The 26487-nt window shown below is 60.2% G+C and carries 22 protein-coding genes, 1 tRNA gene, 2 pseudogenes and 1 riboswitch; of the genes and pseudogenes, 13 read left to right on the forward strand and 12 right to left on the reverse strand.

Going from position 1 to position 26487, the window contains the following annotated elements; all coding sequences use genetic code 11:
* The first annotated feature begins 2 nt into the window (after positions 1-2).
* The 4 genes and pseudogenes from HKD31_RS04680 to HKD31_RS04695 all read left to right on the forward strand — a co-directional run bounded on the left by HKD31_RS04680 (position 3) and on the right by HKD31_RS04695 (position 5783).
* The gene (locus HKD31_RS04680) at positions 3-1508 is read left to right on the forward strand and encodes a sugar ABC transporter ATP-binding protein (protein ID WP_194264364.1); all 1506 of its coding nucleotides are present in this window, start codon (positions 3-5) and stop codon (positions 1506-1508) included.
* Positions 1498-2520 (forward strand): ABC transporter permease, encoded by a 1023-nt coding sequence (locus tag HKD31_RS04685; protein WP_194264363.1) that lies wholly within the window; start codon positions 1498-1500, stop codon positions 2518-2520. The genes HKD31_RS04680 and HKD31_RS04685 overlap by 11 nt, the downstream gene beginning before the upstream one ends.
* A 22-nt stretch (positions 2521-2542) precedes the next feature.
* Positions 2543-4318 carry a dihydroxyacetone kinase family protein gene (locus HKD31_RS04690; protein WP_194264362.1) on the forward strand — a complete coding sequence of 592 codons (1776 nt, stop codon included), beginning with the start codon at positions 2543-2545 and terminating at the stop codon, positions 4316-4318.
* A gap of 389 nt (positions 4319-4707) precedes the next feature.
* Positions 4708-5783, forward strand: a pseudogene (locus tag HKD31_RS04695) (IS5 family transposase).
* 324 nt (positions 5784-6107) lie between these two features.
* Here the strand turns inward: HKD31_RS04695 and HKD31_RS04700 are convergent.
* The 4 genes and pseudogenes from HKD31_RS04700 to HKD31_RS04715 all read right to left on the reverse strand — a co-directional run.
* Positions 6108-6863 (reverse strand): DUF3313 family protein, encoded by a 756-nt coding sequence (locus tag HKD31_RS04700; RefSeq protein WP_228120224.1) that lies wholly within the window; start codon positions 6861-6863, stop codon positions 6108-6110.
* Between the two features lie 148 nt (positions 6864-7011).
* Complete coding sequence (locus HKD31_RS04705; RefSeq protein ID WP_194264361.1) at positions 7012-8391, reverse strand: ATP-binding protein; 1380 nt, start codon at positions 8389-8391, stop codon at positions 7012-7014.
* Complete coding sequence (locus HKD31_RS04710; protein WP_081107360.1) at positions 8388-9110, reverse strand: response regulator; 723 nt, start codon at positions 9108-9110, stop codon at positions 8388-8390. Before HKD31_RS04710 ends, HKD31_RS04705 begins: the two co-directional genes overlap by 4 nt.
* Before the next feature lie 480 nt (positions 9111-9590).
* Positions 9591-10225 (reverse strand): annotated as a pseudogene (locus HKD31_RS04715) (integrase core domain-containing protein); the annotation flags it as partial.
* Positions 10226-10330: 105 nt separating this feature from the next.
* Positions 10331-10465, forward strand: a riboswitch (TPP riboswitch).
* A 134-nt stretch (positions 10466-10599) separates the two neighbouring features.
* Between HKD31_RS04715 and thiC the strand changes: the two are divergent.
* Genes thiC through HKD31_RS04750 form a run of 7 tightly spaced genes read left to right on the forward strand, consistent with a single transcriptional unit; the run spans position 10600 to position 16598 of the window.
* Entirely contained in the window at positions 10600-12393 is a 1794-nt protein-coding gene (thiC, locus tag HKD31_RS04720; RefSeq protein WP_194264360.1) for a phosphomethylpyrimidine synthase ThiC, read from the forward strand.
* Positions 12390-13328 (forward strand): FAD-dependent oxidoreductase, encoded by a 939-nt coding sequence (locus HKD31_RS04725; protein ID WP_194264359.1) that lies wholly within the window; start codon positions 12390-12392, stop codon positions 13326-13328. Before thiC ends, HKD31_RS04725 begins: the two co-directional genes overlap by 4 nt.
* Positions 13318-13515 (forward strand): sulfur carrier protein ThiS, encoded by a 198-nt coding sequence (thiS, locus tag HKD31_RS04730; protein WP_194264358.1) that lies wholly within the window; start codon positions 13318-13320, stop codon positions 13513-13515. The genes HKD31_RS04725 and thiS overlap by 11 nt, the downstream gene beginning before the upstream one ends.
* 2 nt (positions 13516-13517) lie before the next feature.
* On the forward strand, positions 13518-14276 hold the full coding sequence (locus HKD31_RS04735; RefSeq protein ID WP_194264357.1) for a thiazole synthase: 759 nt from the start codon (positions 13518-13520) through the stop codon (positions 14274-14276).
* Positions 14276-14881 carry a thiamine phosphate synthase gene (locus tag HKD31_RS04740; RefSeq protein WP_194264482.1) on the forward strand — a complete coding sequence of 202 codons (606 nt, stop codon included), beginning with the start codon at positions 14276-14278 and terminating at the stop codon, positions 14879-14881. The genes HKD31_RS04735 and HKD31_RS04740 overlap by 1 nt, the downstream gene beginning before the upstream one ends.
* A complete protein-coding gene (locus HKD31_RS04745) occupies positions 14878-15843 on the forward strand; it encodes a HesA/MoeB/ThiF family protein (protein ID WP_228120226.1) in 966 nt (321 codons plus the stop codon). Before HKD31_RS04740 ends, HKD31_RS04745 begins: the two co-directional genes overlap by 4 nt.
* Complete coding sequence (locus tag HKD31_RS04750; RefSeq protein WP_194264355.1) at positions 15840-16598, forward strand: hydroxymethylpyrimidine/phosphomethylpyrimidine kinase family protein; 759 nt, start codon at positions 15840-15842, stop codon at positions 16596-16598. The genes HKD31_RS04745 and HKD31_RS04750 overlap by 4 nt, the downstream gene beginning before the upstream one ends.
* A gap of 5 nt (positions 16599-16603) precedes the next feature.
* Here the strand turns inward: HKD31_RS04750 and HKD31_RS04755 are convergent, their stop codons facing one another.
* Positions 16604-17212 (reverse strand): TetR/AcrR family transcriptional regulator, encoded by a 609-nt coding sequence (locus HKD31_RS04755; protein WP_194264354.1) that lies wholly within the window; start codon positions 17210-17212, stop codon positions 16604-16606.
* 100 nt (positions 17213-17312) lie between these two features.
* On the opposite strand from HKD31_RS04755, the gene HKD31_RS04760 reads away from it, so the two are divergent.
* Positions 17313-18719 (forward strand): coniferyl aldehyde dehydrogenase, encoded by a 1407-nt coding sequence (locus HKD31_RS04760; RefSeq protein WP_228120228.1) that lies wholly within the window; start codon positions 17313-17315, stop codon positions 18717-18719.
* A 444-nt stretch (positions 18720-19163) separates the two neighbouring features.
* Here HKD31_RS04760 and HKD31_RS16235 read toward each other — a convergent pair whose 3' ends face one another.
* Positions 19164-19343: a transposase gene (locus tag HKD31_RS16235; RefSeq protein ID WP_231100624.1), complete on the reverse strand. Its 180-nt coding sequence runs from the start codon at positions 19341-19343 to the stop codon at positions 19164-19166.
* 157 nt (positions 19344-19500) lie between these two features.
* A complete protein-coding gene (locus tag HKD31_RS16020; protein WP_338085535.1) occupies positions 19501-19764 on the reverse strand; it encodes an IS110 family transposase in 264 nt (87 codons plus the stop codon).
* Positions 19765-20115: 351 nt separating this feature from the next.
* On the opposite strand from HKD31_RS16020, the gene HKD31_RS04770 reads away from it, so the two are divergent.
* Positions 20116-20970 (forward strand): tyrosine-type recombinase/integrase, encoded by an 855-nt coding sequence (locus HKD31_RS04770; protein ID WP_194264353.1) that lies wholly within the window; start codon positions 20116-20118, stop codon positions 20968-20970.
* A 56-nt stretch (positions 20971-21026) separates the two neighbouring features.
* Here HKD31_RS04770 and HKD31_RS04775 read toward each other — a convergent pair.
* The 5 genes from HKD31_RS04775 to HKD31_RS04795 all read right to left on the reverse strand — a co-directional run bounded on the left by HKD31_RS04775 (position 21027) and on the right by HKD31_RS04795 (position 26464).
* A tRNA-Glu gene (locus tag HKD31_RS04775) sits at positions 21027-21102 on the reverse strand.
* Positions 21103-21143: 41 nt separating this feature from the next.
* The gene (gene recJ, locus HKD31_RS04780) at positions 21144-22943 is read right to left on the reverse strand and encodes a single-stranded-DNA-specific exonuclease RecJ (protein WP_194264352.1); all 1800 of its coding nucleotides are present in this window, start codon (positions 22941-22943) and stop codon (positions 21144-21146) included.
* A 10-nt stretch (positions 22944-22953) separates the two neighbouring features.
* Positions 22954-23955: a class II fructose-bisphosphatase gene (glpX, locus tag HKD31_RS04785; protein WP_194264351.1), complete on the reverse strand. Its 1002-nt coding sequence runs from the start codon at positions 23953-23955 to the stop codon at positions 22954-22956.
* Complete coding sequence (locus tag HKD31_RS04790; protein WP_194264350.1) at positions 23952-25241, reverse strand: homoserine dehydrogenase; 1290 nt, start codon at positions 25239-25241, stop codon at positions 23952-23954. Before HKD31_RS04790 ends, glpX begins: the two co-directional genes overlap by 4 nt.
* The gene (locus HKD31_RS04795; RefSeq protein WP_194264349.1) at positions 25238-26464 is read right to left on the reverse strand and encodes an LL-diaminopimelate aminotransferase; all 1227 of its coding nucleotides are present in this window, start codon (positions 26462-26464) and stop codon (positions 25238-25240) included. Before HKD31_RS04795 ends, HKD31_RS04790 begins: the two co-directional genes overlap by 4 nt.
* Between the last annotated feature and the right edge of the window lie 23 nt (positions 26465-26487).

Consider the following 26487-nt stretch of genomic DNA (forward strand, 5'->3'; position numbering starts at 1 on the left):
TCATGACAGTTCTTCAGATTGAAGGCGTCCGGAAGACCTATCCCGGTGTGGTGGCGCTCGATCATGTCGATCTGACGCTGGAGCCCGGGAAGATCCATATTCTTGCCGGGGAGAACGGCGCCGGGAAGTCCACGCTCATCAAGACGCTGACCGGGCTGGTCGTGCCGGATGAGGGAACCATCCTGATCGAAGGACAGGATGCGCTGCATGACCGGACACTGTTCGAGAAGGTCGCCTATGTCCCGCAGGAGCTGAACCTGTTCGGGCCGATGACCGTAGCCGAGAACATGTTCATGCCGTTCAACCGTTCCGGGTTCGGGCATCTGACAGTGTCGCGCGGAGCAATGGAGAAGGCGGCGGCGGAACTGATCGAGCGGTTCGGCATTCATGCGAAGCCGGGGCAGCTCGTAAACCGCATCAGCGTACCGGACCAGCAGCTCCTTCAGATTGCGCGCGCGGCATGCCGTGAAGAATTCAAGGTTCTGATCCTTGATGAGCCGACGTCTTCGCTGACGGCCAATGAGACGGAGCATTTGTTCCGCATCATTCACCGGCTGCGCGATGAAGGCTGCGCGATCGTGTTCGTGTCGCACAAGATGGAAGAAATTTTTGCGCTTGGGGACACGGTGACGGTGTTGCGCAATGGCCGCAGCGTGGGAACCTATCCGATGGCGGAGATGACGGAGGTGCACCTGATCCGGCTGATGTCGGGCAGTTCGGTCTCGCTTGAGGAGAAGTTCCAGCCGCGTATGGCGGCGTCTGAATCCGACGTCATCTTGAGCGTTAAAGATATGTCGGGGCCGGGGTTCTCGGATGCATCCTTTGTTCTGCGGCGGGGGGAAATCCTCGGGTTTGCGGGGCTTGTAGGCGCCGGGCGCTCGGAGCTGATGCAGACGATCTTCGGATATCTGCGTTCGACGGGGGGGCATGCGTTTCTTGAGGGTGAGGAGATCCCGAAGGGCCGCACTGACCGGGCCGTGGCTCTGGGGATGGTTTACCTGTCCGAGGAGCGCAAGCATCACGGCATTTTCCCGCTTCTGAGTGTGCGGGAAAACATCAGCCTCTCGGTTCTGGACCGCATGAAGCGCGGCGGGATTATTTCTCCGGCGCGTGAGAACGAGGTCGTGGCCGATACGATCCGCCAGTTCGATGTGCGGACGTCCTCGGCCGGCAAGAAGATCGCGCATCTGTCGGGTGGGAACCAGCAGAAGGCCATCATTGGTCGGGCGATGGCGCGGCGGCCGCGTGTGCTGATTTTCGACGAGCCGACCAAGGGCATCGATATCGGCACGAAGTTCCAGATCTACCGCATCATGCAGCAGCTCGCGGAAGAGGGCGTGGGGATCATTCTCGTCTCGTCCGAAATGACCGAGCTCCAGCGCTGCGCCTCGCGGATCATCACCATGTATTCCGGCCGGATCACGGGATCGTTCGATCAGGCCACTACTGACGTCAACACGCTTGTCGGCGCGATCATCGGCGCCCCGGAGACCCGTCATGTCGCTTGAAACCACTGTTCCGGCAGCCCCTTCGCAACAGCCGCCGAAGCTCCCGCCACTCAAGGCGCTCGTCTCCCGTCTGGCAGGAAATCCGCTGGGGGGCGTGATTGCGGCGCTCGTCATTATCTTCGGGGCGTCCTGTGCGCTTTCGCCGCACTTCCTGACGACGTTCAACATGATGATCATTGCCCGTGCGCTGGCCTTTATCGGGCTGGTGACGATCGGGCAGTCCGTCCTGATGATCCTCGGCGAGCTTGATCTGTCCGTGGGTGCGATTGGTGGGCTTGCAGGCGTGGTTGGTGGCATCCTGATGGTTCAGCTCGGGCTCAATCCCTGGCTGTCGCTGGGTCTGTGCCTGCTGATGGGTGGGGGGTGCGGATTGCTGAACGGGGCGCTGATCACGCAGCTCCGCCTGCATTCCCTGGTGCTAACGATTGGTATGGCCGGCGTATATGGCGGCGCCAACCTCGTTGCGACCAAGGGTGTTGCGATCACGGGTGTGCCGCGGGACATCACGTTTCTGGGGCGAGGGCTCGTGATGGGCGTGCCGGTGCCGTTCCTGGTGCTGCTGGTCTGTCTGGCGATCGTGGCATTCATCATGCTGCGCACACCGGTCGGGCGTTACATCTATGCCATTGGCAGCAATCCCGATGCAGCGCGGATGCTGGGCATCCGGGTCAATGCGATCCGCATGGGTGCATTCGCGCTGGCCGGGTTCCTTTCGGCGCTGGCGGGCATTCTGATGGTGGCGCGTCTGGGCACGGCCCAGCCTTCCATCGGTGACACCTGGGTGCTCGGGCCGATTGCCGCGGCCGTCATTGGTGGCGTGGCGACAACGGGTGGCATTGGCAGCCCGATTGGTGCGGTTCTGGGCGCCGTCATCATCGGCATCATCGAAGACATCATCGTTCTGTTTGGCATCTCGCCTTACTGGCAGTCGGTCGTCAGTGGGGGGATCGTCGTACTGGCGATTTCCTTCGATGCGCTGGCCCGCCGTTACCTCAACCGTGATGCCGTCTGAAATCTGAAAAGGGAGACGTTCCATGACCAAGATCTGCGGTGACGCATCGACTTTCGCAGCGTCCGCCCTCCGGGGCTTCAGCCTGCTTCATCCCGATCTCGTGCGGCATGTGCGCGGCGGTGTGCTTCGGGCCACGCCGGGTCGTCGCGGCAAGGTTGCCGTCGTCCTCGGCGGGGGGTCGGGGCATTATCCGGCCTTTGCGGGCTATGTTGGACCGGGCTTCGGCGATGCAGCAGTGGCGGGGGATATCTTCGCATCGCCGTCCACGCAGGCCATCAAAAGCATTGCGCGCCAGGCCGATCTGGGAGGCGGGATTATTCTCGGTTACGGCAACTACGCCGGGGATGTGCTGAATTTCGGGATCGCAGCGGACCGGCTGCGCGAAGAGGGCTATGACGTTCGCGTTCTGGCCACGGCGGATGATGTGGCCAGCTCGGATGCCTCTACACGGGAGAAGCGGCGCGGAATTGCCGGGGATCTGGTAATCTTCCGCATCGTAGGCGCCGCAGCCGAAGCGGGACTGACACTCGATGAAGTCGAGGAAGTCGCGCAACGGGTGAACCGTCAGACCTGCACATTTGGTGTGGCATTCGATGGTTGTACGCTGCCGGGCGAGAAGGAAAAGCTGTTCGAGGTTCCGAAGAACCGCATGGCGCTCGGACTGGGCGTGCATGGGGAGCCGGGCATTGACGAGAAGGATATCCCGGACCCGGAGCATCTGGCGCATATCCTGTTCGATCGCCTGCTGGCAGAGCTTCCGGAAGGGGCTTCGCGCCGGGTGGCAGTTCTGCTGAACGGTCTGGGCAGTACCAAGCAGGAAGAGCTGTTCGTTCTGTGGGACCGGCTGGTGCCAATGTTCGAAAAAGCAGGTCTGACGCTCGTGGCGCCGCTGGTGGGCGAGTATGTCACAAGCCTTGATATGGCAGGCTGTTCGTTGACGCTGACCTGGCTCGATGAGGATCTTGAGCGGTACTGGCGTTCGCCTGTGGAATCTGCCGCGCTTAGCCATGGCCAGCTGAGCGGGGACGGGACTACGCGGCTTGAAGTGCCTGAGGAAACCGAGATCCTCTACATGCGCTCCGGAACGGCGCAGGGCCGTCGTGGCGGGGCGTGTGTGGCGGCGGTGATGGATCATCTGGCCCGGACACTGGCTGAAGCGGAGTCTGACCTCGGGCATATTGATGCCGTGGCGGGTGATGGCGATCATGGTCAGGGCATGGCCCGTGGCTCGGCGGCGGCGGCGAAGGTCGCGCGGGCGGCGGCAGATGCCGGCGCTGGTCCTGCGACGGTTCTGGCCTCGGCGGCGGACGCCTGGGCGGACAGGGCTGGTGGCACGTCTGGCGCTCTCTGGGGCGAGGGACTGCGGGCCTTCAGTCTGGCGCTCGATGACAACAGTCTGCCCGATGCGCGACAGCTTTCAGGGGGCGCGCGGAACAGCATGGAGCGCATCATGGAGCTTGGCCGTGCGAAACCTGGCGACAAGACACTCGTGGATGCGCTGGTGCCGTTTGTCGAAACGCTGGAGCAGGCGCTGGCTGCGGGGCATGGACTTGTGGATGCTTGGCGCATGGGAGCGGAAGCGTCTCACGAGGCTGCGCAGGCCACGCGTGATCTGTCGCCCCGGATGGGACGCGCTAAAATGCACGGCGAACGCAGTAAGGGGCATCCCGATGCAGGAGCACTCTCGCTGGCACTTTGTGCGCGGATTGTAGGTGAGGATCTGGGCAACGGTCTGGCTCCTGCGGGTGGAGACAAAGACCGGATAGAGGCGATTCGTCTTGTGAAGGCCGGACGGTAATCTGCACCCTGTCCTGATAAAGGACGGACTTTACAGGTTGCCACCAGAACTTGGAAAAGGCCGCTCCTGCGAGCGGCCTTTTCTGTTGTTCGGACCCATGACGGATTTCAGAAGTTCACTCCATGCCTACAGGAAAAACGTAATGCCCCATGTGGAAATGGCCATATAGCGCCACCTTCACAGGCTCGAAACTGCCTTTCAGCGTAATGCGCACCATGCTTGCAATCCCTTCTCATACGTCACTAGAATTCTTCTCATGGCATGTGGTGACACGGTGATATTCTGGCCGCCGCAGCACCGCATCGTGAGGTGGAGGGTTCGAAAAACCCGTTGGTTTTGTGGGCGTCTCTGTAATTCTATTTTCCCTGCGTGGATTAGGGATAGATGGCATGAAGCAGCCGGGTTTCTTTGATGTTGAAGAGCGGCTTGCTCGGTTGAGTGGGCCTGGTGATCAGCTCGAAGCCTTTTCCCGGACTGTGGATTTTGAGATGTTTCGACCTGATCAGGAGAAGGCTCTTGCCTATTCGGATGGACGCAAAGGTAGAGAGCGCCGTTTGATCCGGTGTTGATGTTCAAAATCCTGGTGATCCAGACACTGAACAAGCTCTCCGACGAGCGGATGGAAGACCTGATCAATGACCGTCTATCTTTTATGGGCTTCCTTGGTCTGGGCGTGTCGGATCAGGTACCCGACGCCAAAACGATCTGGCTGTTTCGTGAGCGGCTGACGCAGGCCGGTGCGATTGAAAGACTGTTCAACCGCTTCAATACCACATTACGGAACGCCGCTTATCTGCCGATGTCGGGCCAGATCCTGGACGCAACGTTGGCGGCGCCAAAGCAGCGCAATACAAACGCTGAGAAGACGGATCTCCGGGAAGGACGGATCCCACAAGACTGGCAGGACAAACCCTCAAAGCTGTCTCATAAGGACAGGCATGCGCGCGGGACGCTGAAGTTCATCAAAGCAAAGCGACAGGATGATGGAACATTTCCGGCAACGGATCTTGCCCTCTCGTCCTTTGGCTATAAATCCCATGTCTCCATCGACCGAAAGTTCAGGCTGATCCTTCAATGGAAGGCAACTGATGCCGCCTCTAATAATGGTGCGAGATTGAGAGAAGGGTTGCTTGACCGCAGCAATACCGCGTCTGATATCTGGGCAGACACAGCCTACTGCTCAAAAGCCAATGAAGCCTTCATGGAAAAGCACGGCTTTGTCTCAAAAGTTCACAGGGAGAAGCCTCATCTCAAGCCCATGCCGCGGCATATCCAGCGGTCCAATGCCGGAAAATCCGTCGTTCGGTCCCGTGTCGAGCATGTCTTTGCCGATCAGAAAGCACAGACGGGACTGTTTGTCCGGACAGTGGGTATCACCCGTGTCACCATGAGGATTGGGATGGCAAATATCGTCTACAACATGCGCCGCTTTCTGTTTCTGGAGTGGATCAGTACGACCGCATAGCAACTCAGCGGGGCAATATCCCCACACGGATCAAAACGCCATAACTCTGAAATCAGGAAACATGAGTTCAAAAAAAGATTCTTCGATCCCCCCACTTTGCGGCACATGACAAGACTTGTATTGTAAATTACGAGCAGGAAGACGCTGGGAAATGACTATGCCCTACGACTGCCGTGGTTTGTAATAAGACTAATCGCGAGTGGGAGATAGGCTTCAAGAGCGTTCAGGAACGAACGGTTCACGACAAGCCCCAGAAGAGGCCAGTTTTTGCGAATTTGGGTTCTTAGCCGGCCCATTGATCGATACTCCTGCTTCCTGGAAGAGTTATGACGGTTTCCGGGAGGCGAGCTGTGTTGGGTCGTTCTTTTTGATTTTGTGGAATTCTTCGTCCATCAGTTCAGATGCGAGGCGGAAGGCCCGCTTTGCGTGAGCGTAGGGAAGCCACTGACCCAGTGCGTTCCACGGCATCCCGTTGTTATAAGTCGCGACTGCCATCAGCGTTTCCCCCGTTACCGCATCCGTGGCGACAAGTTCTTCGCTGGCGCCACCCGGGAACGGCGGTGGGATCGGGGGCATCCCGCCCCCTGCTGCGCCTGCGGCAAATCCGGCGATGACGGGAATAGCATTATAATACCACTTGCTGCGGCGGATATTGGTAATGGCCGCGCGGACCCGGATCGTGTTGTCGCAGGCCGTGCCGCATTCTTCTGGCGTCACAACCTGGAAGTCGTGCGCCAGTGCCTTGGCAAGTGAGTCGTGGAACGCCGTGGTCATCCGGGCTTCCGCCTTCGGGTTCAGCTTCGGGGCCTTTGCCACCGGATGCCAGACGACGGGATCGATGACGATGAAGCGGTATTTCGTGATGCCGATCTTGGGGGAGACATAGACCAGATCATCCGTATGGTCCTTCTGATGGGTCATCTGTCCATAGGTCTCTTTGGGGATGAAACCCGTCTGGGTGGTTTTCTGGCCAGCGCAACCTGTCAGCGAGAAGATGAAAGCGCAGGAAATCAGCATCGGTGCGACGGGCAGGATACGGGAAGGTCTGTATGGCTGGGCGTGGGGCGGCGAAGGGGTCATGCGTGTGGCTCTTTTCCGAAAAAAGAGGATTGGTCCGGACAGTGCGTCGCCTTTGTTTATGAGGGAGCGCTGCGTCTTGGAGCCACTTTAGGGGTCGTCTTTTTCCAGCATGTGTCTCAAATATGCCGGTTCTGAAACATGCGGATTTTTACCGGATTTTCGGCAGACGAATCCGGGCTTCGAGACCACCTTCGGGGCGATTAAGCATGGTGATGTCGCCGCCATTGGACCGGATGATGGTCTGCGCTGATGTCAATCCCAGACCGACCCCGCCTGTCTGGCGATTCCGGGACTTGTCGAGCCGGAAATAGGGTTCGAAGACTTCGGACAAGGAATTTTCAGGAATACCGGGGCCGTTGTCGCGGATGAAGATCATGTAACTGCCATCGTCCTGTGGCTTTAGGGTGATGGTCGGCGGCGTTGCGTATTTAATGGCGTTTTCAACCAGATTGGAAAAAACGCGCTTCATGGCATAAAGCTGGCCGAAATAACCCGCTTTTACCGGGCCATCATATTCCACGGGAAAGCCCTGATCGCAGTAGTCGTTCGCGATGGTCTGCAGAAGGCCCGGCAGATCGAACATGATGCTGTCTTCACGCGAGGCATCGTTGCGGAAAAAGAACAGGGCACCATCGATCATGGCCTGCATTTCGTCCACGTCCCGGAACAGGTTTTTCTGCTGTTCGGGGCAGTCGATGAATTCACCGCGCAGACGGATGCGCGTCAGGGGCGTGCGCAGGTCATGCGAAATGGCAGCCAGCATGGTCGTGCGATATTCGATGAACTGCTGGATCTGGGCCTGCATGCCGTTGATGGTTTCCGCGACCAGCCGGATCTCGCGCGGGCCGTCCTGTTCCAGCCGTGCGGAGCGGGGCTGGAGCCCGAGACTGCGCACGCCATCTGCCAGATGTTCGATCGGACGGGAAAGCTGGCGGGACGCGATAAGGGAGACGGCAATGACCCACAGGCTGAACATCAGGAACTGGAGGCAGAACCGCTCGAACGCATACATGCCCCAGAACCGGTGTAGCGCTACGCACAGGATCCAGCTGCCATCATCCAGCTGAAGCCCGGCAAAATAGGCGTCGTCGTACCGGGTTCTGTCGTAGGGAAGGCCGGCAGCACGGGAGACGGGGTTGTTTTCCTGGAAAACAACCATCCGGTCGGGATGTTGCCGCAGATAAGGCTGAAGGAAACGCCAACCTTCGGAGATCTCGTGAGGGCTGTAATGGCCGTTCTGGAGAATCAGTGCCTGTGGGGAATTGGGAGCGTACCAGGCGAAATGGATTTCATCAGTATTGGCGGCCTGCGCCAAAAGCTCCCGGTCAGCAGCGGGGGCAGCCCCGACGATCCGGATGACAGCGCCGACTTGACTGACCACGCCGGCTTCCTGAATGTCCGGCTTGGCCCATTTTCCGCCAAAGGTGAAAAACAGTTCCAGAAGAATGAGTGTGACGGCTGCCGAGAGTGTGACAGTGACAACGAGACGTCTTGCAATCGTGTCTTCCATAAAAAACGGACGTTTCACAGGCGGGTCACCGTCGTTTCGAAAATATATCCCCCATTGCGGACCGTGCGGATCAGGGCGGGATTTTTGGGATCGTTTTCCAGCTTGTGCCGCAGGCGGCTGACCTGGACATCGATGCTGCGATCGAACGCTGCATGGTCCGGGCCGCGGGCCATGTCCATGAGCTGGTCGCGCGTCAGGACGCGTCCTGGGTGTTCGACGAAAGACAGTAGCAGATCGAATTCGCCACTGGAGAGCAGAACCAGAGAGTCGTCAGCCGAGCGGAGTTCGCGGCGCGCGACGTCGAGCTGCCAGTCTCCGAACTTCAGCACGGGACGCGTCGTGGTGCTGCACGTCACCGGGGCAGATTCCGCGGTTCGTCTGAGGACGGCCTTGACGCGGGCCAGAAGCTCGCGCTGGTCGAAGGGTTTGGTCAGATAGTCATCGGCGCCGATTTCCAGCCCCACTACGCGATCGGTATGGTCGGCCATGGCGGACAGCATGATGACCGGAATTTTCGAGGAAGCCCGCAGTCGGCCGCACAGGCTGAAGCCATCCTCGTTCCGGAGCATGATGTCGAGAATGACGAGATCAATGTTCTGCGCCCGGAGAATCCCGAACATTGCTTCGCCGTCTTCGGCCACGGAAACGCGATAGTTGTGTCTCTGCAGAAAGCTGGTCAGAAGCGTCAGGATGTCCTGATCGTCATCGACAATGAGGAGATGGGGCATGGGGGTCATTCCCTGATCCTAGCATGAAGGCCCCCGGCTTTTGATGTCTAGGCAAGACACCATGTTTCAACCTGGAAACATACCCTCCCAACTGACCCGAGCTGAGCCGAGAGGTCCTGTTCGAGCGGGCAGGGGGCAGTGCTGCGGTCGGCCGCACGGGCATCGCTTTCAGGTCTTGCCGGGTGGCCGATGGAAGCATCCGGAAACAGGATACTGGTTCAATGGTCGGGGCAGGCCGGTTTCGCCTCCGGACCTGATCGAGTATCTGCATGTGCGACAGACGAAGGTGGTTCTGCCAGCGGCCCATCTGAATTATGATCCCACTATGACCCGGCAAACGGTAAGGCCTGAAAGGCTGCAGCGCATCGAGTTTCTCCCGGTGCGCCATCCAGCACTTTTGCTCTCCGTTGAAAGTGGCACCGCCCCGGGCTGCTTCCTTACGGCGCTCAAACGGGACGCAAAGCGGGCACCTGTCCTGTGCAGGTCCTGGATGTTTAGCCCCAAGATTTGATGAGTTGGATTGAGGATGAATTTTTCTGGCTCTGAAGTCCAGATTTTGCAGATATATTCGTAAGGTGTGAGGCTGCTCAGGGTCTTGAATCTTCGCCCGAGGTTATAGGCCGCCATGGAATCGTTTTGACGGTTGCCTCTTTGATTGTCCGGTTCATCCGTTCCATTTAACCATTCGTCCAGGGATGACTGGGTTTTGTCAGACGGTGTTCAATCCCGTGAGCTTCACAGATCATCTCGAAGCGCATAGGACGTGACCAGGCCGTCTTCCGGTCGGCTTTCCCGCCCAGTTGTGTGACAGCGAATTTGCTTGTCCGATCGATGGCAACGAAGAGGTACAGCCTACCCTCAGCGGTCTGGACCTCCGCAATATCGATGTGAAAGAACCCAATCGGGTAGCGTTTGAAACGCTGTCGTTGGGGCTTGTCTCCCTCGATGTCCGGCAACCGTTTTTCTGATCTTTTACAGTCTGACGTCTCTGCCACTTTGCCACGGTTTTCGGGTTAATCCCGAACTCCCTTCTCGCTCAGCGCCGAGAGCGAAGCCTGCGATCGCTGTAGTGCTGCTCGCACGGCGGGCGTGGTCGTGGCGCTCCCATGACGTACCTGTCCCATAAGGCTGCCTTCCACCCACGTGAAAATATCACACCATTAAATCCCGGGACTAAACAGAAAATCATTTTGCCCTGTTGACTTTTTTTTCGTTTCTCCATCATGCTTGAGCCTCGTCAGGGGGGTCCCGCCTTAAGGGACTGAGAGGCTGATTGGTGTTGTCGGGCAACCGGCGACACGGTGAAGCGACCCTTTGAACCTGACCCAGTTGATACTGGCGTAGGAAGACCGAAGGGCGCTCATTTCCATCGATGTATGGTGATGCGTCTATCGGGCCGATCCGGCCCTGCTTGTGTCTGTGTGCACAGGGGACGGCGGCTCCCTTTCTGCTTCACGTTCTCCCTGGGTCTTTTCGAGTGCGCTTGAGGAGACACCATATGAACGCTTCCATTCCAGCCATCACGACAGGGCCTCTGCCGGCCTCCAGCAAGGTCCATGTTCAAGGCACGCTCCACGACATCAGGGTGCCCATGCGGCAGATCGAGGTCTCCGGGGAGTGTCCGCTGAACGTCTATGACAGTTCCGGTCCGTATACCGACACCGTCATCAGCATCGATATTGCGAAAGGCCTTGCGGACAGTCGCGGGGACTGGCTGCGCCGTCGCGGCGACGTGGAAGAGTATGACGGTCGCACGATTACGGCAGCCGATAACGGTTTTGCCGAGGGGGAGCGGCTGACGCCTGCATTCCCGAACCAGCGCCGCCCCCTGCGGGCGGTCGGCGATCGTGCCGTAACCCAGATGGCCTATGCCCGGGCTGGCATTATTACGCCTGAGATGGAATTCGTTGCCATCCGGGAGAATATCGGCCGGACGCAGGCGCTGAAGGAAGAGCGGGATGGCGAGGATTTCGGAGCCAGCATTCCGGATTTTGTGACACCGGAATTTGTGCGGCAGGAAATTGCCTCGGGACGTGCGATCATCCCTGCCAACATTAATCACCGCGAACTGGAGCCGATGATCATCGGCCGGAACTTCCTGGTGAAGATCAACGCTAATATCGGCAATTCGGCTGTCACCTCTTCCATGGAAGAGGAAGTCGAGAAGATGGTCTGGTCGATCCGCTGGGGCGCGGATACCGTTATGGATCTCTCCACAGGCCGCAACATCCATAACATCCGGGATTGGATCATCCGGAACGCTCCTGTGCCGATCGGGACGGTGCCGCTTTATCAGGCGCTGGAAAAGGTGGGCGGGATTGCGGAAGACCTGACATGGGAGATCTTCCGCGACACGCTGATCGAGCAGGCGGAGCAGGGCGTGGATTACTTCACCATCCATGCGGGCGTCCGGCTGCATATGATTCCCCTGACGGCCCGACGGGTGACGGGCATTGTGTCGCGCGGCGGCTCCATCATGGCGAAATGGTGCCTGCATCATCACCGTGAGAGCTTCCTGTACGAGCATTTCGAGGAGATCTGCGACATCTGCCGCCGTTATGACGTGTCGTTCTCGCTCGGGGATGGCCTGCGTCCCGGCTCGATCGCCGATGCTAACGATGCGGCGCAGTTTGCGGAGCTGGAAACGCTTGGCGAGCTGACGAAAATTGCCTGGGCAAAGGACTGTCAGGTTATGATCGAAGGGCCGGGTCATGTGCCCATGCACAAGATCAAGGCCAACATGGACAAGCAGCTTGAGCACTGCCACGAAGCGCCGTTCTATACGCTTGGTCCACTGACGACCGATATCGCGCCCGGTTACGATCACATTACCTCGGCCATTGGCGCGGCCATGATCGGCTGGTTCGGCACGGCCATGCTCTGCTACGTTACGCCGAAGGAACATCTGGGTCTGCCGGACCGGAATGACGTCAAGACGGGGGTCATCACCTACAAGCTTGCAGCTCATGCGGCGGATCTGGCGAAGGGCCATCCGGGCGCGCGGATGCGGGATGATGCGCTGTCGCGCGCGCGGTTCGAGTTCCGGTGGGAGGATCAGTTCAATCTGGGACTGGATCCCGATACCGCCCGTTCCATGCATGATGAAACCCTGCCCAAGCAGGCGCATAAGGTATCCCATTTCTGCTCAATGTGTGGGCCGAAGTTCTGCTCGATGAAGATTTCGCATGACATCCGTGCCGCAGCGGAAAAGCAGGACGGAATGGAGCAGATGGCAGAGAAATTCCGTGAAGGCGGGCAGCTCTATGTTCCTGTGACGGAACCGGCGGAATGATCCATTCCGTCCTGGGGGAAGGGGTTACGGCACTGTGTTGTGCCACGGCCCTTTTCGACCGGGGCCTTGACGTGGAAGTCATCGTCCCGGATGGCGCCCCGGAACCGGCATCACGGTTTGCAGGGGGAATGCTGGCGCCTTTCTGCGAAGGGGAAAGTGCGCCGGACCTGATCGTGGCAAAAGGTCAGGCCGCGGTGAACTGGTGGGCTGCCCATGTTCCGGGTGTCGTGCGGCAGGGGACGCTTGTCGTCGCACCACCGCGGGATGTTTCCGAACTGGAGCGCTTTGCACGGGCGACGCGGGAGCATGACTGGGTGTCTCCCGGGGATCTGGAGCCGGATCTGGCAGGGCGTTTCGCACGGGGGCTGTTCTTTTCGAGCGAAGCGCATCTGGACCCGCGTCAGGCACTGGCCAGTCTGCGAAGCCGTCTGGAAAGCAGAGGCGTGTCGTTCCGGACCGGGGCGCCACGGGGCTGGATCGTGGACTGTCGGGGACTGGCGTCCCGGGAGGATCTGGCCGATTTGCGCGGGGTCCGGGGCGAAATGTTAATCGTGCATGCGCCGGATGTGGCGCTGACGCGGCCCGTTCGCCTGCTGCATCCACGTTTCCCCTGCTACATCGTACCGCGCGAGAACGGGCGCTACATGATCGGTGCGACCATGGTGGAAAGTGCGCGTCGCGGGGGTGTGACGGCGCGCGCTGCGATGGAACTGCTTTCGGCGGCCTATACGCTTCATCCCGGTTTTGCCGAAGCGGAAATCCTGGAACTGGGCGCAGGGCTGCGTCCGTCCTTTCCTGACAATATTCCGGCCATCCGGCACGCAGCGGACCGCATCCATGTCAACGGAATGTATCGCCACGGTTTTCTGATGGCGCCTGTCTGCGCAGAGCAACTGGCCACGGAACTTGCGGAGCTTCACGTCCATGCGGATTGATCTGAACGGCCAGACCATCGAAACGCAGGCCCGGACACTGGCGGATCTGCTGACGGAGCAGGGCTTTGAATCCCCCTGTGTGGCCACAGCCGTGGATGGTGATTTCATTGCCCGTCCCCTTCGTTCCGGAACACCGTTGAGTGATGGCGTGAAGGTGGAAGTCCTGTCGCCGATGCAGGGAGGCTGACCATGTTCTATGGTGTTGATCTGACGTCCCGTCTGATGCTCGGGACTGCGCAATATCCGTCGCCGCAGGTTTTGCTGGAGGCCATCGAGGCATCCGGTGCGGAGGTCATTACCGTCTCGCTGAGGCGCGAAGGGGCGGCCGGGGGGGCATTTCGTGACCTTCTGGCGAAAAGCCGGTGCCGCCTGCTTCCCAACACAGCCGGCTGTCATACCGTTCGGGAAGCCGTGACCACTGCCCGGATGGCGCGCGAGGTGTTTGGAACTTCGTGGATCAAGCTGGAAGTGATCGGTCATGCCGACACGCTGCAACCCGACCCGTTTGCGCTCGTCGAGGCCGCGCGTGTGCTGTGTGCGGAGGGGTTTGATGTCTTTCCCTATACGACCGAAGACCTGATCGTGGGAGAAAAACTGCTTGAGGCCGGTTGCAAAGTCCTGATGCCCTGGGGTGCACCCATCGGGTCGGGGCAGGGGCTGCGAAATCTGGCGGGATTGCGGACCATGAGAGCACACTTCCCGGACGTGCCGCTGGTCGTGGATGCAGGGATCGGTGCGCCCAGTCAGGCCGCGCAGGCCATGGAACTGGGGTTTGATGCTGTGCTGCTCAATACTGCCGTGGCGAAGGCGATCGATCCTGTGGGGATGGCACGGGCTTTTGGCCGCGCCATACAGGCGGGACGGGAAGGCCATCAGGCCGGTCTTATGCCTGAACGGGACATGGCCAGTGCTTCGACGCCCGTTTTCGGTCTGGCGGAGCTGGCGTGATGACGCTCGATCCGTTTTATCTGCTTGTCGGCGACGTGGGGCTTCTTGAGACGATGCTGCCCTGTGGTGTGCGGCTGGTGCAGCTTCGTCTCAAGGACAAACCGGAAGCGGAAATCCGTCGCCAGATCCGTCATGCCCGTGATCTGTGTGAGCAGCATGGTGCCCAGCTTGTCATCAACGACTACTGGCGCCTTGCGCGGGAACTGGGATGCGATTTCGTCCATCTCGGGCAGGAAGACATGGAAACGGCGGATTTTGCCGCGCTCCGGAAAGCCGGAATCCGGTTCGGACTGTCCACTCATGATCCGGCGGAACTCGAACGGGCTTTGGCTTATGAACCGGCTTATGTTGCTCTTGGTCCCGTTTACCCGACCCTTCTGAAGAAAATGAAATGGGGACCTCAGGGGCTGGAGCGGGTGGCTGACTGGAAGAAGCGGGCCGGTCAGACACCGCTTGTCGCCATTGGTGGACTGACGCCCGAGCGCCTCCCCAGGGTCTTTGCCGCAGGGGCAGACAGCGCAGCTGTGGTAACGGATATCCAGATGGCGGAGGACCCGGTTGCCCGCTGCCGGGAATGGGTTGCTGCGACGCGGGCTTATGTATGATGAGCCGGTACTTGCGGCAGGTCGGCCTCTTCCCGCAGGGTGAGGCCGACCAGAAACGTCTTCTGGATGCCCATGTTCTGGTTGTCGGTGCCGGTGGGCTGGGGGCGACCGTGCTGCCAGCACTCGTTGGAGCCGGGTGCGGCAGGATCACGGTGGTGGATCATGACCGCGTGGATGAAGGCAATCTTCATCGGCAGACCCTGTTCCGCATGGAAGACATCGGCAGACTGAAAGTCTCCTGCGTGGCAGAACGACTGGAAGGGCTGAATCCGGATTGCCAGATCATACCTGTCGCCCGGCGTCTGGAACCGGCTTCTGCACGCCGTTTTCTGCCGGGTATTTCCGTTGTGGTTGATGCAGCAGACAGTGTGGCCGTGACCTATATGCTGTCTGACCTCTGCCTTGAGGCAAGTGTGCCTTTCGTCAGCGCCTCAGTATTGGGGCAGTCCGGTTATGTCGGAGGCTTTTGTGGTGGTGCTCCCGGTTATCGCGCCGTTTTTCCTGATATTCCTGCCAGCTTTCCTACCTGCTCGGAGGCCGGAGTGCTGGGGCCGGCCGTGGCGGCGCTGGGTGCCATACAGGCGCAGATGACATTGTCGATCCTGCTGGAAATGCAGCCTTCCCCACTGGGTCAGATGATCAGTCTGGATCTGGAGCACTGGCGGAGTTCTTCTTTCCGTTTTGATGACGCACCTTCGCCGGAAGAGGAGGGACCCTTCATTCTCGGGCTTAAAGAGATCACTGAAGCCGATCGTGTGTTCGATCTGCGGGAGCGGGACGAGACGGGCCCACCTTCCGTGGAATGGGCCGCTCGCGGGCCGGTTGAGAATCCGGAAATGCTGGATATCAAGGCGGCCCGGACCGTGTTCGTCTGTACCAGTGGCTTGCGGGCCTGGCGGGCTGCTAAACGCTTTTCCGGGCGGAGTGGTGCAACTGCGTTTATTGCGACAACAGGGCGATGACCCGGCCCGTTCTTCTGATTGGTGGAATGGATTCCAGCGGAGGGGCCGGGCTTGGACGTGACCTGCTCGCTGTTCATGATGCAGGATTGACGGCACGCATCGCCGTAACGGCTGTCACCGCCCAGACGGATCGCGAAGTTCTGGCTGTAGAGCCCGTCTCTCCGGAAATGCTTGCCGCCCAGATCGACGCTGCACTGGAAGGTGGGATCGGGGCCGTCAAGATTGGTGTTCTGTGCAACGCAGCTCTGATACGCTCTGTGGCGGGCCGCCTTCCTGATGTGCCGATCGTACTGGATCCGGTTGTCTGCTCCAGCTCTGGTCATGCTCTTCTGGAACCAGAAGCTATTATAACACTTATTGATCTGCTTCTGCCTCGCGCCACTGTCCTGACGCCCAATCTGCCTGAACTGGCAGCATTGAAGTCGGCCTTACAAATGAATTCTGCCTCTGAGCATATTGATATCGTGAAAGCAATTTTGGAGCGCGGTTGCCAAAGCGTTCTTGTGAAAGGCGGTCATGACGGTCATCCTGAGCTATCGACGGATATTCTTTATCAGGAGGCCCTCCCTTCATTGTCTTTCTGCTCTCCGCGTTATCAGTTTGATCTCAGGGGAACAGGATGTCATCTGGCCAGCGGCCTCGCCGCCGCGCTGGCAGAGGGAAAGACTCTCCCAGAGGCTATCAAGGTCGCTCGACACGGACTAGCTGAACGTTTTCGAATAGAATTTGAACGTAAAGCGGAGCTGGTGCGGTAGCTCAATCAATCGGTGCAACACATGCCATCCAGCAACATGTCCAGCGCGGCCGGAACTGGCGCTGACCCGACTTTCTCTTCAAGCAATTGATGACTGATCGCCAGCATGGCCAGGCCGTGCACCTGGGCCCAGCTTGCTGCCGCCAGGGCACTGACGGCAACCGGTCGGAAGCTTCCGTCGCGTTGTCCTTTTTCCAGAAGCCCCAGAAGAATCCCGAAAGTGCTCATGGCCGCGTCATGCAGTTGCGGGTCTATCGTCTTGTCGGCATCGGAACTGAACATCAGGCGATAAAGACCGGGATTTTGATACGCAAACCCGATACAGGCCTGCGCTGCTGCCACGAATTGCGCGCGCGTGGAAGGCATGGCCGGGGACATAGCCTCTGTCATGGTCTCCCCAAGCCTGACGAAGCCGATTGAGGCCAGTTCCCGCAACAGCATCTCGCGATCACGGAAATGCTTGTAGGGCGCCGCGTGACTGACACCTGTACGCCGCGCCACTTCTCGCAGGGTGAAGGTCCAGTTCTGGTCTACGGCCAGCATGGCAAGCGCCGTGTCGATCAGGGCGCGGCGCAGATCACCGTGATGATAGGGGCGGTCCTTGATTTCACTCATTCGTGAGGCTCATGTTTACAGAAGAAACTTTCATTGACACCAGATCGTCGTGCTCCATATTCTGCCTGCAAAAGTTTCTCCTGTAAACATGGAGGACGTGATGTCCGATGTTACGCCTGCTGACCTGCACCGTATTCTCGACCGCCAGCGTGCCGCGTTCCTGAATGTCGGGCCACCTGACCTGAAACAGCGCCGGACCGATCTGCGGCGTCTGAAAGCCGAAATCCTGAAGCAGCGGGGTGACATCGTGCGTGCCCTGAAAACGGATTTCGGCCAGCGATCCGAGCGTGAAAGCGCCATCGTGGAACTCATCCCACTGGTGCAGTCGATCAATTACATGATTTCGCATCTGGGACGCTGGATGAAACCGGAACGCCGCCACGTCTCGGCCTATTTCCAGTGCGGTCGCGCCTGGGTGGTCCGTCAGCCGATTGGTGTCGTGGGCATTATCGCGCCGTGGAATTATCCGGTCTCCCTCGCTCTTGTTCCGCTGGCGACGGCGATTGCCGCCGGCAACCGCGTCATGCTCAAACCATCGGAATTTACATCGGTCACATCGGCGGTGATTGGCGAGATCGTGCGGACAGTCTTTCCGCCGGAGCAGGTTTCCGTCGTCACGGGAGATGGCGATGTGGGGGCCGCGTTCTCTTCTCTGCCCTTCGATCATATCTTGTTCACCGGCAGCACGGCAGTTGGCAAGAAGGTAGCGGAGGCTGCTGCGCGCAATCTCACCCCCGTCACGCTCGAACTGGGTGGCAAGTCTCCGGTGGTGGTTGAGCCCGGTTTTTCCATGGGGCGGGTGGCGGACCGCGTGGCGTTCGGCAAGCTGACCAATGCCGGCCAGACCTGCGTCGCGCCGGATTATGTATTGGTTCCTGAAAACGACAAAGACGCTTTTGCCAAAGCCTGGCAGGAGGCCGTGAAAAAACTGCATCCGGGCGGTTATGTAGGATCACCCGATTATACGGCCATTCTCAACCAGCATCACTATGAGCGGCTGAGCGGTTTAATCCGTGATGCTGAGGAGCATGGCGCCCAGATTATCCGGATGGGGAGCGATTCAGCCGCCAGCCATGTCCTTGCGCCGGTTCTCATACTGAACGTCAAACCTGAAATGGCGGTCATGCAGGAAGAAATTTTCGGGCCCGTCCTGCCTGTGTTGACCTACAGGAACCTTGATGAAGCAATTGCTTTCATCAACGCGCGTCCCCGCCCTCTGGCCCTGTATTATTTTGGAGACAACCGCGTTGATCGCGACAGACTTCTGAAGCGCACGGTTTCAGGAAACGTGACGATCAACGGCACATTGATGCATTATGTGCAGGACGATCTGCCGTTTGGTGGCGTGGGGGACAGTGGCATCGGGGCGTATCATGGAAAGGAAGGCTTCATCGCGCTCACCCATGCCCGTGGCGTGTACCGGCAGGGGCGTTTCAATGCGGCAATGCTGCTTAAGCCGCCATTCGGCAAGCTCACCGATGCCATTACAAATCTGATACTGCGATGACAACGCGCGTTCTGCTTGTCGGGCCCCCCGGCCTTATCGGGCGTCTCGTCGATGCGGAGTTTATCACGCGGCCCGATACCGTCGTCACTAGGCTCAGTGAAGGGAGACAGTCAGTATGGAAGAATTAGGAAGTGGGATTAACCGGGAAGTTACGGGATTTGGTGGGATGTGAAACGACAGTTTTCCCAGACCTTCATGTTGGTTGAGTGCCAGGCACCTGTTTCAGTAATATCTGTCTCCGCCGAGGAAGTTTTATCGACAGAGGCAAACAATTTGAAACTAACTAGCAACTGTGTTTAAGCGGCTGGGCTCATACGCCACGACAGGCCTGTTTTGAGGGCAGCATTTGCGATTGTGACGAGACGCCGCGCAATCGCGATGATGACCAGTTTATGTGGCTTACCCCGCTGTTTCATGCGCTGTGCCACAGCTTTCAAAACCGGATCATGACATGAAGCTGCCAATTCGGCTTGAAACAGGACATGGCGGAGAGATCCGTCCTCCTGAAATGACACGTTTCCCGCGCATCGCGCCGCTATCGTGAGACATTGGTGCAAGTCCGGTCATGGCAGCGGCTTCGGTCGCTGTCATGCGACCGAGTTCTGGCATTTCTGCGAGAAGCATGGCGACTGATACCGGGCCGATACCAGGAATGGAATGGAGAAGTTCTGCTTTGACAGAAAGTTCTGTTGCCTCTGCGATGACGCTTTCAATCCGTTGTTCAAGCTCGTCGAGCTGGCTCTCAAGAAAAGCTTTGAGACTGCTGTCTATATCCTCCAGTTCAGCGCTTACACTCTGCTTGCGACGCGCCGAAATCTGGGCAGAAAGCGCGTTTGCGCGCGTCTACCATCTGCGTTCTGCGAACTGTTAATGCCCGGAGAAGCTGAAGTTTTTCATCGGGAAGTGTTCGGCCGGCCTCCGGGCGAAACGCCATGAAGCGCGCAATCCGTTTCGCGTCGATCTGGTCGGTCTTCGCTCTCTTCCCCGTGGAGAATGCGAAAGCCTTGATTTGTGCTGGTGGCAACTGGACGGCATTGATTCCCACATGCCGTCGAATGGCTCGACGTCCTGCCGTTCCGTAGCGACGATAACGATGCGGTCGCGATGATTATGTACAGCGCCAGCGGTAATCAACTCCACCATCATTGCAGGAAAGGCTTGAGACGATGAACGCAGTGACAACGACGCAGGGGCATGAGCCTGCAAACAGTTATCGTCTGCGAAGGTGAGAAGGCCACCGACGCCGCGCAAGTCATGTTCCCTCGCCCCCTTTGCATTACATGGATGGTGGGAAGAAGAAAAGCGGAAGCGACTTTCGAGAGGCACTGAGGGCGAGAAGAGCGCTCGCCAGGCGCTAGCCGATTTCGAGGGAGAGCTTGAAAAAGCTCCCCTCAAGATGACCTTCGCCGATTGCTTGAAGCGCCACGTGGACAGTCGGCGCGGCAAGGTGTCAGCGCTCAAGCGCTTGGAGGAAGCGATCATTCCTTTGCATGAGGGGCTGGGCCATCTCCGCATAGACCAGATCAACCAACGGGAATGGGACCGGTATGCTGCAACTCGCTTCAAAAAGAAGGGCGGCAAGCTGACGGCTAACCTAGTATTGCCTGGCACCCTCCGGCGTGAGTTCAATGTGCTACGGGCCACCTTTCGCCGCGCATGGAAGGACGAGTTCCTAGTCAGGCCGCCAGAGATCGAGCCCCCACGCGATAGCGCCCCGCGAGATCGGTTCCTGACGAAGGCAGAAGCAAAGAAGCTGCTCGACGCCTGCGAAACGCCACATGTCCGGACCTTTATGGCCTTTGCCATTTATACTGGCGCACGCAAGGGATCGATCCTTGCCCTGACATGGGATCGCGTGCACTGGCAGACGGGACTGATCGACTTTCAGGAACCAAGGCGCACACTGACCGGTAAGCGCCGTGCCATCGTGCCTATGACCAAGGCGCTTCAGAAGGAGATGGAAGAGACGTTCAAGTTGAGCAATGGCGACTATGTGGTCCACTGGCACGGTAAGCCGATTTCCAATGGGTTGCGATGGTCGTTCAACAAGGCCTGTGAACGTGCCGGACTGACATGGCGGCCAACACCTCACCACCTGAAGCATAGCGTTGCGTCATGGTTCGCCATGGACAAGGTGCCGATCGATCAGGCGGCGGACTGGCTGGCCACAGATCCGGACACGTTGCGGAGGGTTTATCGCAAATTCGACCTGTCATATCTGCGCTCGATCGCAGACGATTTCGAACTGTAGTGGTCCAAGTGGACCATTACGCCGCATGTGGATAATTCAATTTTGGCTGAAAGCCGTGGCGTCCCGTACGGGATTCGAACCCGTGTTGCCGCCGTGAAAGGGCGGTGTCCTAGGCCTCTAGACGAACGGGACTGGAGGCGTGAGCGGGTGTATAGGGGCGGCTCCTGCGTCCGTCAAGCGGGGGCAGCGTCAGAAATGAAAAAAGACAGATTTTTTCTCTCCTGCCATGTCTCGGCCCGCAATGTGCCTGCGACATGGACCAGCGGCATGGAGCGGTCTTCCAGCAGGGCGGCGAAGGGTTTGTCGGCTGCACGGAAGACGAGGCCGCGCAGGCGTGTACCTCCGTCCTCGCCTTGCAGGATGACGCGCAGGGTGTTGCCATCCTTGCCGATACGCTCGCTTTTGACGCAACGGACATTGCTGATGGCGAGGACCGGCTCCTCGTTGCCGGGGCCGAAGGGTTCCAGCCGGGCAAGCTGGTCCGCGACAGCGATGGAGGCGCCGGCCAGCGTCATGATGCCGTCGAGCTTCAGGGCATCCTGTTTCGGGAGGGCAAGCGCGCCGGAAAGCTGTGTGTCGAGCCAGCTGTGGAACTCGTCGGCACGATCGGCAGAAAGTGAGAAGCCGGCTGCCATAGCGTGGCCGCCGCCGCTGAGCAGCAGGCCGTTCTGGCGGGCTGCGATAATGGCGGTTCCGAGATCCAGGCCCGAGACGGAGCGGGCCGAGCCCTTGATGACGCCATCTGTCAGGGCAGCGACGAGGGCAGGGCGGTTGTAGCGCTCTTTCAGGCGGCCTGCGACGATGCCGACGACGCCGGGGTGCCATGTTTCACCGTGCAGGAAGATGACGGCGTGGCCCGCATCGAGCTGCTGCTGCGCCTGTTCCATGGCGGAATCGAGGATTGTGGATTCGACGGTCTGACGCTGTCGGTTGACGCGGTCGAGTTGTTCGGCAAGGGCGCGGGCTTCCACGACATCGTCAGATAGCAGGAGTTTCAGGCCCAGATCGGCCTGTGCGATGCGGCCGCCAGCGTTGATGCGTGGTCCGAGGGCGAAGCCGCAGGCCATGGCGCTGGCCTCTTCCTTCACACCCGCGACAGAGGACAGCGTGGCCAGTCCCAGACGCTCGCCGCGGGACATAACGCGCAGGCCCTGCATGACCAGAGCGCGGTTCAGGCCGGTCAAGGGCATGACGTCGCAGATGGTGGCCAGCGCGGTGAGGTCGAGGCGTTTGAGCAGGTCGGGAATGGCCTGGCCTTCATCGAACCAGTTGGTGCGGCGCAGGTGGCGGATTGTGGCGACCATCGTGAGAAAGGCGACGGCTGTGGCGCAGATGCTGCCCAGCCCGGAGGTGCAGTCCAGACGGTTCGGGTTGACCACGATGCCTTTCGGCAAGGCCGCGCCGTCGGGTTTGTGGTGGTCGAGCACGATAATGTCGGCGCGGTCCGACAGGCCATTGAGGATGTCGATCGCCGCTGTGCCGCAGTCGATGCAGACCAGAAGGGTGGCGCCCTGGGAGAGCAGGTTCTCAAGGGCTGCGGCATTGGGGCCGTAGCCTTCGGTCAGGCGGTCCGGAATGTGGGTGCTGACGGTGCAGCCGAGTTCGCGCAGCGTGTCGCAGACGAGGGTGGTGCCACAGGCGCCATCCACGTCGTAGTCGCCGAACAGGCCGACATGCTCGTGGTTGCGCACGGCCTGTGCGAGGCGTTCGGCGGCCCGGTCCATGTCCTGCAGGCAGGACGGGTCGGGCATGGCATCGCGCAGACGGGGATTGAGAAACGAAGAGGCGTCGTGGGGAGCGACGCCGCGGGCCGAGAGGATACGGGCCAGAAGTTCGGGAATACCGGCCTGCTGGGCCAGGGCGAGAGCCAGGCGGTTGTCTGCTTCCGCCAGGCGGGGATCGCGCCAGATCCAGCGGCGGTGTCCTGCACTTCGGGTTACGCCGAGGACGGCACCCGTATCATCTGCGAGCATGGTTCTCCGTTCAGGAAGCGGCTTGTGCCTTCGGTTTGAAGGTATGGTGGCTTTCTATATAGCGCACCGTGCCGGATTTTGAACGCATGACGATGGAATGTGTGCGGGCCTTGGTCGGGCTCGGACGCTCCACGCCCTTCAGCAGCGGGCCGGATGTGACGCCCGTTGCGGAGAACAGGACGTGGCCGGAAGCCATGTCGTGCAGGAAGAGCTTGCGGGCCGGATCGAGCCCGTTGGCCATTTCACGTGCACGTTCCCGCTGGGTATCGTCCTCGAACAGGAGGCGTCCCTGCATCTGGCCTTCCATGCAGCGGATGGCCGCTGCGGCCAGCACGCCCTCGGGAGCGCCACCGGAACCGGCATAGAGATCCACACCACCGCCGTCGATACAGGTGGCGATGGCGGCCGCCACGTCACCGTCGCTCAGCAGCATGACGCGGGCACCGGCTTCGCGGGCATGGGCGATCATCTCTTCATGTCTTTCGCGGTCAAGTGCGCAGAGGACCATGTCCGAGACGTCGCGCTTCTTGGCCTTGGCCAGCGAGCGGAGGTTGTTGCCGATCGAGGCATCCAGATCCACCACCCCGTCCGGAAGGTCCGGTCCGACGACGATCTTTTCCATGTAGATGTCAGGCGCATGGAGGAACTTGCCGCGCTCGGCGAGGGCCACGACGGTCAGGGCGTTGGGCAGGCTCTTGGCGCAGAGATTCGTGCCTTCGAGCGGATCGACCGCGATATCCATGGCCGGGCCGCCAGAGCCGACTTTCTCACCGATGTAGAGCATCGGTGCTTCGTCCATCTCGCCTTCACCGATGGTGACGACGCCATCGATGGCGACTGTGTCGAAAGCGGCGCGCATGGCCTGTACGGCAGCGCCGTCCGCTTCGTTCTTCTGGCCGCGACCGGTCCAGTGCGCGGAAGCGATTGCGGCGGCTTCCGTTACACGGACAAGCTCGAGAGCAAGATTGCGGTCAGTGACGCGGTACGGGAGAACATTCTGAGGGTCGATCACGCAAGGGGATCCTCGATTTTGAGCGCAAGCGGCTTTCCTGTCACGACAGGAAGGACGGCGAGCGCTGTGGCAGCTGCGTGGATGGCCTTTTCAGGAACCTGATGGGTTACGATCGCCAGGTCGGCACATCCTGTTGCAGCATCGTGCTGGGAAACAAAGTGGACAGAGACATTGTGGTCCCGAAGAACCGATGTCAGGTCAGCCATTACGCCCGGACGGTCCTGAACGTTCAGACGTAAATAGAATGCGCTGTTCAAATCAGCGAGATCGGCACAGTCGATGGCTGCCGGAACGGTGCTCCTGCCCCAGACAGGAATGGCGGTTCCCCGCGCCAGATCGATGAGATCGGCGACGACCGCGCTGGCTGTCGGGCCTTCTCCGGCACCGCGACCGGAAATGGTCATCGGGCCGCTGAACACACCCTGCGTGGAAACAGCGTTGAAGACGCCTTCAACGCTCGCAATGGGCGCGCCGGTGGGGACGAGGCACGGACGCACCCAGGCGGCGACGGTGCCGTTTTCAGCCTGCCGGGCCATGCCGAGCAGTTTGATGCGGTATCCGAGCTGATCGGCGAATTTCAGGTCGGTCGCGGTGATGTCGCGGATACCCTGCACGGACAGGGTGTCGAACGCGACGGGCTGGAAAGCCAGACCGGCGAGGATGGCCAGCTTGTGGGCCGTGTCCCAGCCGTCCACGTCCGTTGACGGTTCGGCTTCGGCATAGCCCTTGGCCTGCGCTTCGGTCAGGACTTCGGTGAAGTCCCGGCCCGTGGCGCGCATTTCGGTCAGGATGTAGTTGCAGGTCCCGTTCAGGATGCCGCCCACGCTGAGCAGACGGTCGGCTGCGAGCCCTTCGCGGACGAGCTTGATGGCGGGGATGCCACCCGCCACGGCCGCCTCGAACAGGAGGGGAGCGTTCTTGTCGGAGGACAGGCGGCTGAGGCGGTCGCCATGCAGGGCCACGAGTGCCTTGTTGGCGGTCACAACCGGCAGTCCGCGTTCAAGCGCAGTGCGCACCATGTCGCGCGCCGGGCCTTCGGAACCGCCAATGAGTTCGACGGCGACGTCGATCTCCGGGTCCTGCGCCACGGCGGTGGCGCTGTCGTGCCAGCGCATGGCGGACAGGTCCACGCCGCGGTCGCGGGTACGGTCCCGGGCCGTGATGGCCACGACTTCGATCGGCCGGCCGGCCCGGGCGGTAATCATGTCAGCGTTCTCACGCAGGAGACGAATGACACCGATCCCGACAGTCCCGAGTCCAGCCAGTCCGATCCGCAGTGGTTTCACGATGATGCAGCTCCAAGAAGATCAGCGGTTCCGGCCCCGGCGCCGTGCCGGGTCATGAAGCCCTTGATGGCCCGCGTCGCCTGACGCAGCCGCTGGGTGTTTTCGACAAGTCCGATCCGGACAAAGCCCTCGCCGTATTCCCCGAATCCGAGGCCCGGCGCAACCGCCACGCCTGCTTCCTTGAGAAGCAGCTTGGAGAAGGCGACGCTGCCCATCTCGGCGAAAGCGGGCGGGATGGGTGCCCAGGCGAACATCGAGCCTGCCGGTGCGGGGACGTCCCATCCTGCGCTCTGAAGGCCGCGCAGCAGCACGTCGCGGCGGTCCTTGTACATGGCGCGGATTTCGGAAACGTAGTCCTGCGGGCCGTTCAGGGCGGCGACGGACGCGACCTGGATGGGAGTGAAGGCGCCATAGTCCAGATAGGACTTGATGCGCGTGAGGGCCTGGATCAGACGCGGATTGCCGACCGCAAAGCCCATGCGCCAGCCTGCCATGGAATAGGTCTTGGACATGGACGTGAACTCGACGGCCACATCCTTTGCGCCCGGAACGGCGAGGAGGGACGGGGGCGGTTCGTTCTCGTTAAAATAGATTTCCGCATAGGCCAGATCGGACAGGATCCAGATCTCTTCCCGGCGCGCGAAGGCCACGAGTTCCTTGTAGAAATCAAGGTTCGCGACAAAGGCTGTCGGGTTGGACGGGAAGTTGACGATCAGGGCCGTCGGCTTGGGGACCGAGTGCCGGACGGCACGTTCGAGCGCGCGGAGCATGTCCTCATCCGGCGTGGCCGGGATCGAACGGACGGAGGCACCGGCGATGATGAAGCCGAACTGGTGGATCGGGTAGGACGGGTTCGGGACCAGGATCGTGTCGCCGGGGCTCGTGATGGCGGCGGCCAGATTGGCCAGGCCTTCCTTGGAGCCAAGGGTCGCGATGACCTCGGTTTCCGGGTCCAGCGAGACGTTGAACCGGCGCTCGTAATAGTTCGCCATGGCCTTGCGCAGGCCCGGGATGCCGCGGCTGACGGAATAGCCATGCGCACGCGGATTGCCGACCGTCTCGATCAGTTTCTGTACGACGTGAGCCGGGGGCGCGCTGTCGGGATTGCCCATGCCCAGATCGATGATGTCGTCACCGGCGGCTCGCGCGGCGGCCTTGGCCTTGTTCACTTCAGCGAACACATAGGGCGGCAGGCGGCGGATGCGGTGGAACTCTTCGGTCATGACCAGCTCTGGGACAGAGGGTG

Origin of the sequence: Gluconobacter potus, assembly GCF_015244705.1 — a bacterium.
GTDB classification, from domain to species: Bacteria; Pseudomonadota; Alphaproteobacteria; order Acetobacterales; family Acetobacteraceae; genus Gluconobacter; species Gluconobacter potus.